Here is a 16,727-nt window from a genome sequence, read left to right as displayed (position 1 = left end):
CGGCTTTCGGAAAGCCCGATTCGATACGATCAGGTAGATAGATCGCCGTGATCGCGTCCGACGGGACGCTCGGCGATCTAGCGGCTCATATCCGCCAGCGCTTCTCGCATGGCGAGGCTGCGAATCCCGAACAGGCCTTGGTAAGGCAAGGCCAGATCGACGATGACGAACATTACGCTCGCGACGGAGACCACCCCGATCGCGAGGACGATGCCGCTGACTCGACGGCGCGGCACCTGCAACCCGAAGCTCAGGAACACCAACGCAAGCCAGAAGCTTATGATACCGAGGAACAGCCCGCTTTGCGGGCCGTTCGTATCCTCGATCACGGCCCAGCGGCTTTCCTGAACTCTGGCGTAGTCGGCCCGGCAGCGTTGCAAAACCGGGGATAGATCAGGCGCCGGAGCGGTCGTGTCGATGGCCAGTCCGACCTCGTTGAGCATGCCGGCCAGAACCGCATCTTCGCCGCGAACCGACATGCGGCGGGTATCCGGCATGCCGGCAACCGAAGGAGCGGGCTCCGCAGGCCAGGTACTGGCGATCACGGCGGCGACGTAGCGGCTCAGGATCTGCCGGGTCGGAGCAAGGTTCGGCCCCAGATTGCGCAGACATTGGTCGAGCCGCGCCAGCTCGGCCGCGTAGAGCGAGCGGTTCCTGTTGGCGGAATCGAAGGCGGAGCGCGCGGTCGAGAGCTGCAGGCTCAGCACCAGCGCGGCGAAGGTCACGAGCAGGCCGGTCACCAGCCGGACCGCTTCCATGTTCTCCTTCGACAGATGCTCCTCCGGCAGCCACATGCGCAGGGCGATGCCGGCCAGAGCGCTCAGGCCGAACAAGGTCAGAAAACCGAAGCCTGAGAGGATTTCCATGGCGTCGCCGCGAGAAGGCCGATCGGGCCCGGCCATGCTCTCACAGCGCTGCGACCGATGCGAGCCCCTGCGTCACACGCGAACAGCCGCTCAGCCGAGCCGGCGCGTCACGCCGCCCTTTACCGGCCTCCGACTGTGAGGCGGTGGCGGCGCCTCCGGCAGGAGATAGGCGCCCCCGCCCATTCCGAGAGCCGGCCAGCCGGGATCGACATAGGCGTCGAGTTCCCAGCAGCGCAGCCGCAGACGCTCGTCTTCCGTGGTTGCATCGGAGCAGCGCGTGAATTGCGAGCGCTGCCAGAAGGCGGTCGCTGGCTGCGGCGCCTGCGCGAGGCCGACCAGCAGAACCGTGGCCAGAAGCCTGTTCATCGCGGCGCTCCCCTGCCCCTGTGGCTGCGACCAATCGACCATCAATGCCCGCGGGGCTCTTGCGGAAAGCTTAACCGGGCGGGAACAGGGCGCGCCGTCGCGGGTATCTCCTATGCAGGGCTCAAGGCAGGAGGTTCCGATGCGAGCCAAGGTTCGGCGCGGCGACAGCACTGGCGAGGCAACCCGTCCGGTCTTCAGGATCGAGACCGTCGAGGACTACGGACTGGCCAAGCATCGCATCGAAAGCCTCAAGGACTCGACACGCGGCGACGATGAGGAGCAAGAATTGCAGGCTCTCATCGATGCCGTCGAACGCTGGGATGCCGACCATGCCGCCCAGCCGGGCCGACACAGGAGGTAGATACCGTGAAAACGCCGATCATGGTCCATACCGAGGAAGACTATGACCGGGCGCAGCAGCGCGTCGAGGAACTGAACGCCCTGCCCGACGGCCCCGAAAAGGACAAGGAACTGCAAGCGATCGCCGAAGCGATGCTCGCCTTCGAGCTCCGTCGCGACGACGCCGACGACTGATCCCCGCGGCATCGAGCCCAGCAACGTTCAGGAATCGTTGCTGGCGTTGAGCTCCTCCGGGCGAAGTCCTTCATCCGGATGAGTTCTGGTGGCGGGCTGCTGCACCTCCAGCCACCGCGCCACGATCTCCGCCACCATCTCTTCACGCGTATGCCCAGGCCGATGCGCCGCGATGTGGCGGTCGAGCGCTGCGGTTTCGGCCTCGGCCAGCAGGACAGTCAACGCAATCGGCATGATTTGTCTCCACGTCTCCGGGAACAGCACCGGCTTCCAGACGTTGTAGCAAGCGCAGCATCCGATCACGACATCGCGATGCGAGCAAGTCGGCAAACCGAACGAGCAGAGAATTTCAAGCTGCTTTCGGTGACGTGATTATTTGCGCGCCTCTGCCATGGTTTGTCTCGACAGAAGACGAACAAAAACTTGTTTCATCTGTTGGTTGCATGAACGGCCTGCGACTTGGGCTGATAAAGGAGGAAAAAATGCTCACGCATAAACTCGCCATGACCTCTATCGGATTCGCCATGCTGACCGCGACAGCGCTCGCGCAGACGAGCGCTCCGACGCCGCCCTCGTCCTCGACGAGCCCGGCTCCCGCGGCTCAGCCTGCCAAGCCGCCGGCAAACAATCTCGCCGGCCAGGGCAAATGGCGTACCAGCAAGCTGATCGGCGTCGATATCTACGGCCCCGACGACAAGAAGGTCGGTGACGTAACCGAAGTGATCGTCGACAAGACCGGCAAGATCGAGATGGTCACGGTCGGCGTCGGCGGCTTCCTCGGCATCGGCGCGAAGGACGTCGCCATTCCCTTCGAGCAGGTGACCTGGAGCGATCAGCCGATCGCCCCACCCGCTCCGGCCCCTGCCCCGGCGGGCGGTGCTGCCGGTAGCACGGGCGGCGGCATGAGCGCGGCTCCGAAGGCGCCAGCCATGTATCCGGATCATGGCAAGATCACCATGACCAAGGACCAGCTCAATGCAGCCCCGGCCGTGACCTATTCCGGCAGCTGACACGTTCGATCCGAACCGCCCCGGCAACGGGGCGGTTTCGTTTGTGCCAGCGTCATGGATCCGGACCCGCTCCTGCGGCGAGCGTGCGGAGCAAGGGCGGAACGGCTTCGGGCAGCTCGTCCGCGATCAGCCCGAAGCCCAGCGCTTCGCCGGCCTTTCCATGCAGCCAGACCGCCATGCAGGCCGCCTCGAAGGCCGGCATGCCTTGCGCGATCAGCCCCGTGGCCATGCCGGCCAGGACGTCGCCGGAACCGGCGGTCGCCAGCGCCGGCGAGCCGGTCGCATTGATCGCCGCACGCCCGTCCGGGCATGCGATCACCGTGTCGGCTCCCTTGTAGACGACGATCGCCCCGCTGAAGGCAGCGGCCTTGCGGGCGCGCTCCAGCTTGGAAGAGTCCCGGTCGATCGCCGGCTCCCAGCCGAAAAGCCGCCGGAACTCGCCCTCATGCGGCGTCATCACGCAAGCCGCGTTCCGCTGTCCCAGCCTCGACAGGGCTTCCGCATTCTCCGCCAGAATCGTCAGCGCATCGGCGTCGAGCACCAGCGGCTTGCTGCTATGGACAAGCGCCGCAACCAGCTGGCGAGCTCGCGCATCGAGCCCGAGCGCCGGCCCTGCCAGAACGGCGGACAAGCGCCGATCCTCCAGGAGAGGCGCAAGGCCCGTTTCGTCCGCGAGGGAGCGCTGCATCAGCGCGTCCGGCCCACGCATCGCATGCGCAGCCAGGGCCGCAGGAGCGCAGAGGATGGTCGCGAGCCCGGCGCCGATCCGTAGGGCCGCCCGCGCGCCGAGCCGCGGCGCCCCGACGCCGGCGATCCCTCCTGCGAGTACGGCAACGGCGCCGCGCTCGAATTTATGCGTGAAGCTGCCATGGCGCGGCAGATGGCAGCTCCAGAGAGCGGGACCGTTGGCGAAGGCCGTAGGAGCGATCGCCTCGAGGGCCGCTTCGGCCGGAATGCCGATATCCGCCAGCGTCACCTGTCCGCAGAGATCGCGGCCGGGCTGGAGCAGGTGACCGGGCTTGAGCCGGAAGAAGGTCACCGTTTCCGTGGCACGAACGACCAGCCCCTCGGCCTGCCCGGTATCGCCCGAAAGCCCGCTGGGAACATCGACCGCGACCAGCGGCCGGCCAGAGGCGTTCATCGCCGCGACCAGCTGCGCGGCCTCGCCGGCAAGCGGCCGGCTCAAACCCGCTCCGAACAGCGCATCGACGAGGATGTCCGCGTCGTTCGGCACGGCCACGCCCGGCGGCAGGATCGGGCCGCCCCAGCGTTCCGCGGCGATGGCGGCATCGCCCCGCAGCGCATGCACGTCGCCCAGCAGAGCAACCGCCACCTGAAACCCTCGTTCACGCAGGAGCCTCGCGGCAACGAATCCGTCGCCACCATTGTTGCCGGGGCCACAGAATATGCTCACGCTTGCGCCGGAAGCCGCATGGCGGGAGACCGCATCGGCCACCGCCGCCCCGGCCCGCTCCATCAGCATGATGCCCGGCGTCCCACCCGCGATCGCGATGCGATCCGCCTCCCCCATCTGCGCCACTGCGAGCAAGGCGAGGTCGGTCGGTCGCATGGCTGGGATCGTTGTGCCGGGCATGGCCCATCATGAGAGCAGGTCGCACGGCGCGACAACAAGGCGCCAAGGCAGCATTTGCACTACAATTAGGCGTTTGACTTTTTTTTATGCTGTTTTTTGCCTCTCGATCAGGCGCAAGAAGCCGGGCTGCCACGTGGCGGTGCGCGGGCGCCGATGCTATGAGCAAGACAAGGTGCTTCGCATGCGGCCGGGGATCGTTCAAACTCCCGGATCGCGGCGGGTGCCGCCCGGCTCCGGCCGGGGTCTGGGGCGCAAAGGAGGCCGGTCGGCGCATGAAGAAGATCGAAGCGATCATCAAGCCCTTCAAGCTGGACGAGGTGAAGGAAGCGCTTCAGGAAGTCGGGCTTCAGGGCATCACCGTTCTCGAGGCGAAGGGCTTCGGCCGCCAGAAGGGCCATACCGAGCTCTATCGCGGCGCCGAATACGTGGTCGACTTCCTGCCGAAGGTGAAGATCGAGATCGTTCTGGCCGACGACATGGTCGAGCGCGCGATCGAGGCGATCATGAAGGCCGCCCAGACCGGCCGCATCGGCGATGGCAAGATTTTTGTATCGAGCGTGGAGGGTGCCATCCGCATCCGCACGGGCGAGACAGGCGCGGACGCGATCTGACGATTTCCCGCATCACATGGGTCGAGAGCTGCCGGGTGATTTGGATCCATCCGCAGCGCGCGAGTTTGAGAAATAGCTGGCAAGAGGAATGCTGAAATGAAAAGCGCCAAGGATGTCCTCAAGGCGATCAAGGACAACGACGTCAAATATGTCGATTTCCGCTTCACCGACCCGCGCGGCAAGTGGCAGCATGTGACCTTCGACGTCACGATGATCGACGAGGACATCTTCGCCGAAGGCACGATGTTCGACGGTTCCTCGATCGCTGGCTGGAAGGCCATCAACGAGTCCGACATGCTGCTGATGCCGGATCCGACCACCGCTGTGATGGATCCGTTCTTCTCGGCCGCCACCATGGTCATCACCTGCGACGTGCTCGAGCCCGCCACCGGCGAGCCCTATGGCCGTGACCCGCGCGGCATCGCCAAGAAGGCCGAGGCCTATCTCAAGTCGACCGGCATCGGTGACACCATCTATGTCGGCCCCGAGGCCGAGTTCTTCGTCTTCGACGACGTCAAGATCGCGGCGGATCCGTACAACACGGGCTTCAAGCTCGACAACGTCGAGCTGCCGATCAACGGCATGACCGAGTACGAGGGCGGCAATCTTGGCCACCGCATCGCCACCAAGGGCGGCTACTTCCCGGTTCCGCCGCAGGATTCGGCGCAGGACATGCGCGGCGAGATGCTGGCGGCCATGGCGGCCATGGGCGCCAAGGTCGAGAAGCACCACCACGAGGTCGCTTCCGCCCAGCACGAGCTCGGCCTGAAGTTCGACACCCTGACCCACATGGCCGACACCATGCAGGTCTATAAGTACGCGATCCACAACGTCGCCCAGAGCTACGGCAAGACCGCGACCTTCATGCCGAAGCCGATCTATGGCGACAACGGCTCGGGCATGCACGTCCACCAGTCGATCTGGAAGAACGGCAAGCCGACGATGGCCGGCAACAAATATGCCGACCTGTCGCAGGAGTGCCTGTGGTACATCGGCGGCATCATCAAGCACGCCAAGTCCCTGAACGCCTTCACCAACCCGTCGACGAACTCCTACAAGCGCCTCGTCCCGGGCTATGAGGCTCCGGTGCTGCTCGCCTATTCGGCGCGCAACCGCTCGGCGTCCTGCCGTATTCCGTGGACGACCTCGCCAAAGGCCAAGCGCGTCGAGGTCCGCTTCCCCGATCCGATGGCGAACCCCTATCTCGCCTTCGCCGCCATGCTGATGGCCGGCCTCGACGGCATCATCAACAAGATCGATCCGGGTCCGGCCATGGACAAGGACCTCTACGACCTGCCGCCGCGCGAGCTGAAGAAGATCCCGACGGTGTGCGGTTCGCTGCGCGAGGCCCTGGAAAGCCTCAAGAAGGACAACGCCTATCTCAAGGCCGGCGGCGTCTTCAACGACGACTTCATCGAGAGCTATATCGAGCTCAAGATGCAGGATGTGGCGCGCTTCGAGATGACGCCGCACCCGGTCGAGTTCGCGATGTACTACTCCTACTGAGAGCTCGGGCCGGCTCTTTCGAGCCGGCCCACGGCTTCCTCCCGGCCGCGTATCCCGCGGCTACCTTTCACCGGGGCGGCGACGCCCCGGTTTTTTGTGGATTCGCGATCGATCTACGACGCCCGATTATCGACGATGAGAATCTGCTCTGCTCCGCCAACCATCTGGGATGGAAGGTTGGCGTTGTAGCTGGTCAGCGGCGGCGTCAATCCGGTCGAAGGCGCAGATACGAGCGCATTGCCACCCGCACCGGAGACGATGTTGTTTGAGATGACCATCTTGCCAGCAGCCGAATTTGACGAGAAGATCAGCCCGACATCGCACCCCCGCACAAGATTTCCATCGCAGACGAGATCGCGCGCTCCTTGAGCGACACCGAGTTTGATCCCTCCGGCGCAGCTCTCGATGATGTTCCCACTGATGACACCGTCCTGCTCGACGAGAATGCCGATACCGCTCGTGCTGTAGGGGCCGATCCCGCCCGACCCCGGAATGGCATGAGGGGCGATATTAGAAAGTTGATTACCACTGACGACCGCTCGACGGGCGACGCCATCGCCATAATAGCCAGAATTCGTCACATATATTCCATCGCCGGCCGTATCGACGCGATTGTCGACAATCGTCACCCCTGTTCCGTCCTGCCCTGCCCCTGGCGCTTCATAATAGAGGGCACCCTCCCTAAGGTTCCAGCAGACGTTACGTGAGAACAGGACCCTCGAGCCGCCGTTGACCCGAATTGCGGAAAAATCGCAGTTCATGATCGTATTGTCGACGATGCTGACGTCATTCGCGAGGTAGACCGCAACACCATTTCCGTTGGCGCCGGTGCCGGCATCGCTGGAAACGAAGTTAATGAAATTATTGCGGATCGCCGAGAGATTGCCGCCACTGCCCACCGTTCCCCAGATAGCAATGCCGTTGTTCTTCGCTCCGACGATACGGCAGCCTTCGACAATGGTTTCGGAACTGAAGGACCAGACACCAACGTCGACATTGTAAAACTCACAGTTACTAATCGTCGGGCGAGCATCATTCGCGCAAAGTACAGCCGCCTTGTATCCTCCCGCCGGCTCATCAGCCGTCTTGACGGTATTTCTGAAATTGCATTTCGAGAAGCGAACATCTTTGGCATTGTCCAGAACAATAAGGCCGGCAGCGCCCGTGATGATGTCGGGCGCGTTATAGGATTGAATACCTAAATTCTGACCATCAAAAGTCACATTGCGAAAGCTCATGCCCCCCTGTCCGGCGATACGCAGAGCATAGCCGCCGCCAGTAAACCTGAGCACCGCTTCACCAGCACTGCAGAGAACCTCAATGCCGCAACCGGAACCATTCGTCGTCAGGATGCTAATATTCGCAATATCGTAGACGCCGGCGCGTAGTTGCAATGGCTTGGCAGCATTTCTCGCTGCCTCGATAGCGGCGCCGACAGTCGCACTTGTGAAACCGGATGGCGGGGGCGTCGCGGGATCAGCAATGACCACGTCATCAAGAATTCGATAGCCGGGCATGGGGACCTCCTTCGGGCTAGGCATTCGAGCACGCACGCATCAGGCGTCAACGACTCGAACAAAACAAGAACATTAATAGGCTTATATTCTTATTTGTCAAGCCTCACTGCTCGATGTGGCGTCTATCGGCGACACGCCTCGTAACGGAGCTTTCAGCCCTTTCCGGCACGTTCAAAGTCAACTCGTCTGGCATGGGACAGCTGCGTTGAAGACCATATCGATCAACGGCCGCTTCCTCGCCCAGCCACTGACAGGCGTTCAGCGCTTCGCACGCGAACTCACGGCAGCGCTTGACAGAAGGATCGGCCAAGGCGCCCTGCCGTCACCTCTTCTCGGCTCTCGCTGGCGAATTGTCGTGCCCGCGGGTGTCGAGATCGACTTGGAATTGCAGCATATGGAGGTTCTCCAAACCGGCCGGTCGAACGGGCACGTGTGGGAACAGAGTGTCCTGGCGCGCGCGACCCGCCAGGACCTTCTCGTCGGTTTCGGCGGCAGTGGCCCTCTGCTTCATCCACACCAATTCGTCGTCATCCATGACGCCACGATCTTCCGCCACCCGGAGGCCTTCGGCCGCGGCTACCGGGCCTTGCACAAGCTGCTCGGCTTCGCGCTAACCCGGACGGCCCGGGTCGCGACCGTCTCGGAGTTTTCCCGTCGTGAGCTGAGCGCTGTCTTCCGCGTGCCCGCAGAAGGGATCGCCGTCATCCACAACGCGCCCGATCATTTCGCCGAAACGGTGCCGGACGGCTCCATCGTCGACAGGCTTGGTCTCGACGATCGCGGCTTCTTCGTTCTGGTCGGCACGCTGAAGCCGAACAAAAACGTCGACTTCGCCATTCGCGCCTTCCAGGAAAGTGCCCTGCCCGGCCAGAAGCTGGTCATCGTCGGCGGCATCCACTCCCATGTCTTCAAAGGCAGCGGCATTGCCGAGGCGGACAATATAATCTTTGCCGGGCGCCTATCTGATGCCGAGGTCGCTGGCCTCGAGCGGCAGGCGATCGCCTTCGTCTTTCCGAGCCTCTATGAAGGCTTCGGCATCCCGCCACTTGAGGCCATGACGCAAGAGTGCCCGGTGCTGGCTGCCGATATCCCGGCCGTGCGCGAAGCCTGTGGCGATGCGGCGCTCTATTTCGATCCGCGCGATCGCGAAAGCCTGAAGCAAGCGATGCAGCTGATACTGGCGCAGCCTGAGCGCCGCGCGACGCTTGTCGCTGCCGGCCATGCCAATCTGGCGCACTTCTCCTGGGAGAAGAGTACTCAAGCCTTGCTCGCGATCCTGGCCGAGATGTGCCCCGAAAGGCTGGCCAAGGCCTGACTGGCCCTTACAGCGACAGGATCCGCTGCGGCGCGAGCCGCCCGCGCAGCAGGTCCCAGAAAGCGAGGCAGTTCCCCTTCAGCCGGCCGATCCGGTCGACGGGGTTGTTCGGCTTGAGGCTGCCGCCGATATTCGCCGCGACATTGCCGGCGGCAAGCCGCAGAGCGCGGCGCGGCCTGAGCGTGCCCTTGCGCACCAGATAGACCGGGTTGGCGATCTGCGAATAGCCGAAGCGCAGACCGGAGGTCCGTCCGCGCTTGCTGCCGCGATGCACACCGCGCAGCGCGGTCGAATGCACGATCCGCCCCTGCCCGGCGAGCTGCTGGCAGAAATCGGTGTCCTCCTGCCAGCCATAGAGCGGCAGGTTCTCGTCGAAACGCGCCCCCGCCGCCCGGATCGCCGCGACCCGGAATACCATGTTGCAGCCATAGGCATTCTCGACCGGCGTCAACCGCGCCTCCGCCGGCGCGATGTCCCGTGCCAGGATCGCCCGGGCTTCCGCAGCAGCGAGGCCGGGCCCGTGGATGCCGTCGGCAAGCACCTGTCCGGTCGCGACGACGATGTCGCCTTCGCGGCCGAGCAACGCCTCCGCCTCGGTGACGAAGGACGGGGCCGGCAGGAAATCATCGTCGAAGAACAGCAGCAGCTCGGCATCGCCGATCGCGTCGAGAATGGCATTGCGTTGCACGCACAGCCCCTGCCGCGGCGCGACCCGCCTGACCGGCACGGTGAGCGTCTCGGCGAAGGACCAGTCGACATCTTCCTCCTGCGCCGGGCAGATCAGGATCTCCGCCGGCAGCCGTTCCTGCCGCGCGAGCTCGGCGAGCGTGTCGCAAAGCACCTCCCGGCGCCCGGCGGTCGCGATCCCGACGACGATCTTCATGGCTGGAGCGTTCCGATCATGCATCCGTCCCTCAATGCGCCAGCCATCGCAGCATGCGAGGCAAGGCGGGCAGGCTCGCGAGCATCGTCGCGCCGAGCCCGGCCGCAGCGGCGAGCACCGCGTTCCCGCCAAGCCAGGTCGATATCGCCCAGGCCGCGACGATGGCCAGCAGGGCGGAGGCGAGCGGCAGCCGTGGCATCTCGAATGGCAGCAGGCGCAGCAGCAGCAGGCCGCCGGCGAGCGCGACAAGCGCTCCGACGGCCGCACCGGCCGAGATCGTGAAATCCGTTCCGCCGAACCACGCCGTGGCGGCCAGAGCGCCGGCGCACATCAGCGCAGAATCGAATACGGCGAGCCCGGCGATCGCCGCCAACCGACGCTGGAGATGGGCCGCCGTCGGCAACAGGGTCTGCACGATGGCCCGGATCAGCGCCGTGAACGTGATGAGGGGCGCGACACGCAGGAAGGATTCGCGCAGCTCGGGCGCGATCAGCAGCGTCGTGGCGACGGCCAGCAGGCTGAGCACGGCCGCGGCGCCCATCGCCGAGAAGCCGGCGAGCAAGGCATAGTAACGCCCGAGCTCGCGGCGGAATTCGCCGCTGCCGCCATCGCGGTCGAAGAGCTGTACGAGCGAAGGATAACGGATGGCGTAGATCGCCGAGACGATCAGGACGAAGGGGCGCTGCAACAGATCGAGCGCCAGCAGCGGCGCGGCGGCCGCCTGCCCTCCCAACGTGGCCGTGAAGATCGCCTTCAGCCCGAGCGGTGCCAGCATCGCGGCGACCGAGGCTCCCGCGGAGATCCCACCATAGGCGAGATGCCGGCGCGTCGCCTCGAGGCTCCAGCGCCCCGGTTCGCCGAAACCGCCCCGCGAGACCAGGATCGCCAGGACGAGATAGGCGAGATAGCCCGCCATGACGCCGCCGAGGACATGGGCGAAATCCGCCCCGGCCCAGGCGCCGGCCAGCGTGCCGATGGCCATCAGCGAGGCGCGCAGGGCCTGCATCCAGGAGAACAGCCGGAAGGCGTGCCGGAAGCGCAGCATGGTGAGATGGATCTCGCTGCCGCCCTGCACGATCGCCGCGACCGCGCCGAGCCCCGCGACCGGTGCCGGCACGCCGCAGAACCACGCGATCAGCGCACCGACAGCGCAAAACCCGCAACAGGCCAGGAATTCCGAGGTGATGGTTCCGCGCTCGGTCGCCTCGCTCTGCGCGTCAGGGCCGGGATAGAAGCGGCTGCAGGCGAAGCGAATCCACTCGAAGCAAGCGATCGCCCCGAACTGCACGACCGAGATGAACAGCGAATAGGCCGTGAACTCCGCCGCCGGCAGCCGGTGCGCGACAACGAGCAACAGCCCCAGCGCCAGAACGGCCTGGTAGATATAGGCTCCGAGCGCAGCGATCTTCGCCATCGCGGCCTCAGCTTGCGACAGTGGCGGCGACGCGGCCTGTCAGGCCGGCACTGGCAATGATGGCACCGTTCACGCGCGAAACCCTCCACCGTCAGGCGTAGGGCCGAAAGGTTGATATTTCGCGTCGAGGGAGCACCGGACCGAACAATGAACCGGATGCCAGCGCCCGGGCATGGGCGCCGGCACGATCCGGAAAGGGCGCTGCGCCCCCAGCCGTCAGTGATCAGGAGAAGTGCAGGACGGCGAAACCGGCGCCTGCCGCAACGGCAGCGAGCCACCAGAGCCCTCGCGAAGACGTCCAGTCCAGGCGCGGCGCTTCCGCCACGACGCGGGCATCCTCATAGCCGAAGGACTCGCCGGCCAGACGCGCAGCGCGCTGAAGCCCGGCCATTCTCGTCACAGGAAACGACTGACGCGACACCACGGCGACCTCCCCCTAGGCTGATCTTAGCGCATTGCAAATCGCCGCATAGGCCCGATCACGCACACCATCCTGGTCCGTGCCGCTTAACGCAGCCTGAATGAACCGGGTTCCAGCAGAGGTTCACGGCGATCCATGACCTGTCGATGACGGCGGGCGGCGCATGGCTCCTGACAGATGTGGAAGGCGAGGTTTTTATAGCGGCCGGCACGGTCTATAAGCGGCCGCGAAGCGCAGGACGGGTCGGAATGCGCTAGAGTTTAGCGTTGCGAATCAGGAAGCATTTGGCGCGATGGCGGAGAATGGCGATCTTTTCGGCTCGGACGCGGAGCGGCCGGCTGAGGCTGGCCCGAAGCCGGAACTGCGCGCACCCGCCGAGACTCCAAAAGCGCCGCGCAGCGGCGCGGGAGCTCCGCGCAACGGAACCCTGTCCGAGACCGGCTATGACGCCTCCGCCATCGAGGTGCTGGAGGGGCTCGAGCCCGTCCGCCGTCGGCCGGGCATGTATATCGGCGGCACCGACGAGCGCGCGCTGCACCACCTCTTCGCCGAGGTGATCGACAACGCCATGGACGAGGCCGTGGCCGGCCACGCCACCTTCATCGACGTCGAACTGTTCGAGGACGGCTCGATCGCGGTGACGGACAATGGCCGCGGTATCCCGGTCGACCCGCATCCGAAATTCCCCGGCAAGTCGGCGCTCGAAGTCATCATGACGACGTTGCATGCCGGCGGCAAATTCGACTCCAAGGCCTATGAGACCTCGGGCGGCCTGCATGGCGTCGGCGTCTCCGTCGTCAATGCGCTCTCCGACCGGCTGGAGGTCGAGGTCGCGCGCGGCAAGACGCTCTACCGGCAGGTTTTCTCGCGCGGCCTGCCCCAAGGCCCGCTTGAGACGGTCGGCGCGGTCGCCAACCGGCGCGGCACTAAGGTGCGCTTTCACCCGGATGCCCAGATCTTCGGCGAAGGCGCGCATTTCTCGCCTGCCCGCCTGTTCCGCATGGCGCGCTCCAAGGCCTATCTCTTCGGCGGCGTCGAGATCCGCTGGACCTGCGCGCCGGCGCTGCTGAAGCCGGAGGGCGATGTCGCGGCGGAAGCCGTGTTCCGCTTCCCCGGCGGCTTGCGCGACTATCTCGGTCGCGAGATCGAGGGCAAGGACCTCGTCGCCGAGCCGATCTTCTCCGGCAAGATCACGAAGGAAGGCGGCCACGGCTCGCTCGAATGGGCCATCGCCTGGCTCGCCACCGGCGAGGACGGCTTCTCCTCCTCCTATTGCAATACGATCCCGACTCCCGAAGGCGGTACCCATGAGCAGGGCCTGCGCATCGCCCTGCTGCGGGGCCTGCGCGACCATGCCGAGCGCATCGGCCAGTCGAAGCGCATGGCGCAGGTCACCTCCGACGACGTGATGGCGACCTGCGCCGCCATGCTCTCGGTCTTCATCCGCGAGCCGGAATTCCAGGGCCAGACCAAGGACAAGCTCGCGACGCTGGAAGCCTCCCGCATCGTCGAGAACGCCGTGCGCGACGCCTTCGACCACTGGCTTGCCGCCGCACCTCAGCAGGCGCTGCGCCTGCTCGACTGGTCGGTGGATCGCGCCGAGGAGCGGCTGCGCCGCCGCCTCGAGAAGGAGGTCTCGCGCAAGACCGCGACGCGGAAGCTCCGCCTGCCCGGCAAGCTCGCCGATTGCTCCAATGCCGGCGCGGCCGGCTCCGAGCTTTTCATCGTCGAGGGTGACTCGGCCGGCGGCTCTGCCAAGCAGGCGCGCAACCGCGCCAACCAGGCGATCCTGCCCTTGCGCGGCAAAATCCTCAACGTCGCCAACGCCACGCGAGAGAAGCTCAACCAGAACCAGCAGCTCGCCGACCTGATCCTGGCGCTCGGCTGCGGCATCGGCACGCAGTTCCGCGAGGACGACCTGCGCTACGAGAAGGTCATCGTGATGACGGACGCCGATGTCGACGGCGCCCATATCGCCTCCCTGCTCGTCACCTTCTTCTGGCGCCAGACGCCGAAGCTGATCGAGAAGGGTCATCTCTACCTTGCCGTGCCGCCGCTCTACCGGCTCCAGCACGGCGGCAAAAGCGTCTATGCCCGGAACGACGCCCACAAGGACGAGCTGATCGAGACCGTCTTCAAGGGCAAGAAGCCGGAGATCTCGCGCTTCAAGGGCCTGGGCGAGATGATGCCGCAGCAGCTCAAGGAAACCACCATGGACCCGGCCAAGCGCTTGCTGCTCAAGGTCATGGTGGACCATGAGGCGAGGGAAGAGACCTCCGATACGGTCGAGCGGCTGATGGGCAACAAGCCCGAGGCCCGCTTCATCTTCATCCAGGAGCGGGCGGCCTTCGCCGGCGAGCTGATCGACCTGTGATCGCCGGCGGCGAGCCCGGCATTTCTGCAAGGCTGCACCTCAGCGCCGCCGGGCTGCCCGCTTGCGAAAGGATTGGCAGGGTTCGCGCATGTCGAACCCCTTCCGCTTCCCGGACGATCATGATCGCAGAAGCCGCGCCCCGCTCGGCGAGCCGTCCCTGACGATATGGCCGAGCCTGCTCCACCTCCATCTCGACGCGACGGCGATCTGGCGGCGCCCGCCGGGAACGCCTCCTGGGACGACATCCGGATCTTCAACGCCATCGCCAGCGGCGGGTCGATGGCCGTGGCGGCGGCGCGGCTGGGCTTAAGCGAGGCCACCGTCACGCGCAGGCTCAAGGTGCTGGAGAAGGATCTCGGCCTCCAGCTCTTCATCCGCGAGGCCAACCGCCTCGTTCCGACGGCGATCGGCATCGAGCTCGCGGCGGAAGCCGGTGAGGTCGAGGCGGCCACCCGGCGCTTCCTGTCGCGGGCCGATGCCGCTCGTCCGCTCGCCAATGCGCCGGTGCGCGTCACCGCGACGACCTCGATCAGCCTGTTCCTGACCATGCACGCCACCACGGTCTCCAGGGATGCCGGCGGCGTCGAAATCGTCATCATCAGCACGCGCGACCGGCTTAGCCTCGCCCGTGGGGAAGCCGACATCGCGCTGAGGATGAGCAACCCGCCAGCGGAACCGGGCTATTACGCGCAGAAGATCGGCCGGCTGATGCAGGCGCTCTACTGCCGCCACGATGTCGATCCGGCGACGGCGCCGATCATCTCGGTCAACCGCGAAACCTCCTCGCGCATCGACGATCATATCCTGCGTTTCGCGGCCGGCAGGCCGATTGCGGCCCGAGTCGGCGATTCCGCGGCACGCTATGAAAGCATCCGCTCGGCCGGCGCGCTGTCGATGGCGCCCTGCTTCATGGCCGATCTCGACCCCGGCCTCCGGCGCATCGCACCGCCGCCGGACGCGACCGGCGACGACATCTACCTGCTCTCGCATGACGTCTCGCGCCAGCGCGCCGGCGTCGGCGCCGTGCTGGCGGCGCTGCGCAAGCTCTTTCGCGAGCATCGGGCGCGCCTCGAAGGGCGATCGGCCGAGACCGGCCCCTTATCCTGAAAATGCCGCGCTTTCCGGAAAGATCCGGCTAACCAAGCTTTTACCGCTCTCGGTGCATGCTTGCGCCATACCCGTGCGGACACGGGACACGGAGAGCGCAATGCGCCTGATCCAACTGTTCTGGAAGAACAATCGCGGCACGGCGGCCATCGACATTGCCAAGGCCGCCGCGGCCATCGCCTTCCTGTCGGTCATCGCCGCCAATTTCGTCTCGAACCAGACGGCCGGCCTCGACAGGGACAAGCTGGCGCAGGCGAGCCTTGCCGCCGCGAAGCGCCAGCCGGTCGATCCGATGGTCACCGGCTCCATCAGCCAGACTGCGAACGCGACGAAGCTCGACCCCTGCGCCCTGCCCCGCTGATTTCAGGCCAGCCAGCGCGCCAGTTCCGCCGCCACCCGTTCCGGCTCCTCCAGCGTCGAGAGATGGCCGCAGCCCGGCAACGTCGCCAGCCGGGCCTTCGCGCCGGCGAGCCCCGCCATTTCCTGCGCCTCCGCCACCGGGGTGATCTCGTCCTCCTCACCGACCAGCACCAATGTCGGAAGGGATAGGCCCGTCAGGACCGGTCGCGAATCCGGCCGCTTCATGATGGCCTTCTGCTGACGCACGAAACCGTCGGCGCCGATATCGTCGGCCATCCGGCGCACCAGCAGCCGCAACGGCTCGTCCGTCAGCCGGGCGGGCGCCACCAGGCGCTGCCAGAGCAGTGTCGTGACGTTGTCATAGGCCCCCTTCTCCGCGAGATCGATCATCTGGGCGCGGGGCTCATTGCTTTCGGGGGTCGCCGGCTTGGCGCTGGTGTCGAGCAGCGCCAGCCTCGTGACGCGCTCCGGTGCCCGGCGCAGCACCTCGAAGGCGACATAGCCGCCCATCGACAGCCCGCAGAGCGCAAAACGCGGCGGCGCGGCTGCCAGAAGACGCTCAGCGATGGCACCGAGGCTGTCGTCGCGGCTGTGTTCTGCGACCAGAACGAGGCGGCCATCGGCCAGCCGCGACCATTGCGGAGCATAGAGCGCGGCGGTGCAACTGAGGCCGGGGACGAGAACGAGCGGGTCCTTCATCGGGCAAAAATCGTCCTTTTCTGGCTACGTGATTGACTTTGCCGCGTTTTCTTTGCATTCCACACGGGTCCGAAGGCGCGCAGGAACTGTTGTCGCGCCAGCGTGGCGGTTGATGGACCCATCCCGCCGCGTGTCACCGACTCTGAAGAA

Annotated in this window: 18 protein-coding genes; 9 read left to right on the top strand and 9 right to left on the bottom strand. The window is 65.7% G+C overall.

Annotated elements, in window-relative coordinates; genetic code table 11:
• Positions 1 to 77 precede the first annotated feature (77 nt).
• Complete coding sequence (locus GY40_RS19990; protein WP_142020983.1) at positions 78 to 902, bottom strand: bestrophin-like domain; 825 nt, start codon at positions 900 to 902, stop codon at positions 78 to 80.
• A gap of 54 nt (positions 903 to 956) precedes the next feature.
• The gene (locus GY40_RS19985; protein ID WP_038365809.1) at positions 957 to 1,232 is read right to left on the bottom strand and encodes a hypothetical protein; all 276 of its coding nucleotides are present in this window, start codon (positions 1,230 to 1,232) and stop codon (positions 957 to 959) included.
• A 139-nt stretch (positions 1,233 to 1,371) separates the two neighbouring features.
• Between GY40_RS19985 and GY40_RS19980 the strand changes: the two genes are divergently transcribed.
• Together GY40_RS19980 and GY40_RS27680 are read left to right on the top strand one after the other, a co-directional pair.
• Entirely contained in the window at positions 1,372 to 1,593 is a 222-nt protein-coding gene (locus GY40_RS19980) for a hypothetical protein (protein ID WP_038365807.1), read from the top strand.
• A 5-nt stretch (positions 1,594 to 1,598) separates the two neighbouring features.
• A complete protein-coding gene (locus GY40_RS27680; protein WP_156116011.1) occupies positions 1,599 to 1,766 on the top strand; it encodes a hypothetical protein in 168 nt (55 codons plus the stop codon).
• Positions 1,767 to 1,793: 27 nt separating this feature from the next.
• On the opposite strand, the gene GY40_RS19975 is transcribed toward GY40_RS27680, so the two are convergent.
• Positions 1,794 to 2,000, bottom strand: a complete 207-nt coding sequence (locus tag GY40_RS19975) for a hypothetical protein (protein WP_038365804.1) — start codon at positions 1,998 to 2,000, stop codon at positions 1,794 to 1,796.
• 248 nt (positions 2,001 to 2,248) lie between these two features.
• Between GY40_RS19975 and GY40_RS19970 the strand changes: the two genes are divergently transcribed.
• Positions 2,249 to 2,776 carry a PRC-barrel domain-containing protein gene (locus GY40_RS19970; protein ID WP_038365801.1) on the top strand — a complete coding sequence of 176 codons (528 nt, stop codon included), beginning with the start codon at positions 2,249 to 2,251 and terminating at the stop codon, positions 2,774 to 2,776.
• Positions 2,777 to 2,828: 52 nt separating this feature from the next.
• On the opposite strand, the gene GY40_RS19965 is transcribed toward GY40_RS19970, so the two are convergent.
• Positions 2,829 to 4,346: a bifunctional ADP-dependent NAD(P)H-hydrate dehydratase/NAD(P)H-hydrate epimerase gene (locus GY40_RS19965; protein WP_038365798.1), complete on the bottom strand. Its 1,518-nt coding sequence runs from the start codon at positions 4,344 to 4,346 to the stop codon at positions 2,829 to 2,831.
• 296 nt (positions 4,347 to 4,642) lie between these two features.
• Between GY40_RS19965 and GY40_RS19960 the strand changes: the two genes are divergently transcribed.
• Together GY40_RS19960 and glnA are read left to right on the top strand one after the other, a co-directional pair.
• A complete protein-coding gene (locus tag GY40_RS19960; protein ID WP_038365795.1) occupies positions 4,643 to 4,981 on the top strand; it encodes a P-II family nitrogen regulator in 339 nt (112 codons plus the stop codon).
• A gap of 96 nt (positions 4,982 to 5,077) precedes the next feature.
• Positions 5,078 to 6,487, top strand: coding sequence for a type I glutamate--ammonia ligase (gene glnA, locus GY40_RS19955; protein WP_038365793.1), 1,410 nt, complete (start codon positions 5,078 to 5,080; stop codon positions 6,485 to 6,487).
• 113 nt (positions 6,488 to 6,600) lie between these two features.
• Here the strand turns inward: glnA and GY40_RS27195 are convergent, their stop codons facing one another.
• Positions 6,601 to 8,004 (bottom strand): TIGR03808 family TAT-translocated repetitive protein, encoded by a 1,404-nt coding sequence (locus GY40_RS27195; protein WP_197062784.1) that lies wholly within the window; start codon positions 8,002 to 8,004, stop codon positions 6,601 to 6,603.
• Between the two features lie 115 nt (positions 8,005 to 8,119).
• Here GY40_RS27195 and GY40_RS19945 point away from each other — a divergent pair, with 115 nt between their 5' ends.
• Positions 8,120 to 9,319: a glycosyltransferase family 4 protein gene (locus GY40_RS19945; RefSeq protein ID WP_248311224.1), complete on the top strand. Its 1,200-nt coding sequence runs from the start codon at positions 8,120 to 8,122 to the stop codon at positions 9,317 to 9,319.
• Positions 9,320 to 9,326: 7 nt separating this feature from the next.
• On the opposite strand, the gene GY40_RS19940 is transcribed toward GY40_RS19945, so the two are convergent.
• From GY40_RS19940 to GY40_RS27675, 3 genes are all read right to left on the bottom strand, one after another.
• Positions 9,327 to 10,202, bottom strand: a complete 876-nt coding sequence (locus GY40_RS19940; protein ID WP_038365784.1) for a glycosyltransferase family 2 protein — start codon at positions 10,200 to 10,202, stop codon at positions 9,327 to 9,329.
• A 31-nt stretch (positions 10,203 to 10,233) separates the two neighbouring features.
• Positions 10,234 to 11,616 (bottom strand): hypothetical protein, encoded by a 1,383-nt coding sequence (locus GY40_RS19935; protein WP_051988316.1) that lies wholly within the window; start codon positions 11,614 to 11,616, stop codon positions 10,234 to 10,236.
• Positions 11,617 to 11,839: 223 nt separating this feature from the next.
• Entirely contained in the window at positions 11,840 to 12,007 is a 168-nt protein-coding gene (locus GY40_RS27675; protein ID WP_156116009.1) for a hypothetical protein, read from the bottom strand.
• A gap of 322 nt (positions 12,008 to 12,329) precedes the next feature.
• On the opposite strand from GY40_RS27675, the gene parE reads away from it, so the two are divergent.
• The 3 genes from parE to GY40_RS19920 all read left to right on the top strand — a co-directional run bounded on the left by parE (position 12,330) and on the right by GY40_RS19920 (position 15,879).
• Entirely contained in the window at positions 12,330 to 14,411 is a 2,082-nt protein-coding gene (gene parE, locus GY40_RS19930) for a DNA topoisomerase IV subunit B (RefSeq protein WP_038365781.1), read from the top strand.
• 165 nt (positions 14,412 to 14,576) lie between these two features.
• On the top strand, positions 14,577 to 15,518 hold the full coding sequence (locus GY40_RS19925; RefSeq protein WP_038365778.1) for a LysR family transcriptional regulator: 942 nt from the start codon (positions 14,577 to 14,579) through the stop codon (positions 15,516 to 15,518).
• A gap of 100 nt (positions 15,519 to 15,618) precedes the next feature.
• Entirely contained in the window at positions 15,619 to 15,879 is a 261-nt protein-coding gene (locus GY40_RS19920; protein ID WP_038365775.1) for a hypothetical protein, read from the top strand.
• 2 nt (positions 15,880 to 15,881) lie between these two features.
• On the opposite strand, the gene GY40_RS19915 is transcribed toward GY40_RS19920, so the two are convergent.
• A complete protein-coding gene (locus GY40_RS19915) occupies positions 15,882 to 16,577 on the bottom strand; it encodes an alpha/beta fold hydrolase (RefSeq protein ID WP_038365772.1) in 696 nt (231 codons plus the stop codon).
• Positions 16,578 to 16,727: the final 150 nt, after the last annotated feature.

Origin of the sequence: Allobosea sp. UNC402CLCol (assembly GCF_000745475.1) — a bacterium.
Classification (GTDB): Bacteria; Pseudomonadota; Alphaproteobacteria; order Rhizobiales; family Beijerinckiaceae; genus Allobosea; species Allobosea spartocytisi.
The sequence above is the reverse complement of the archived record's forward strand: the minus strand, read 5'-3'. Positions and strand labels throughout refer to the sequence as shown.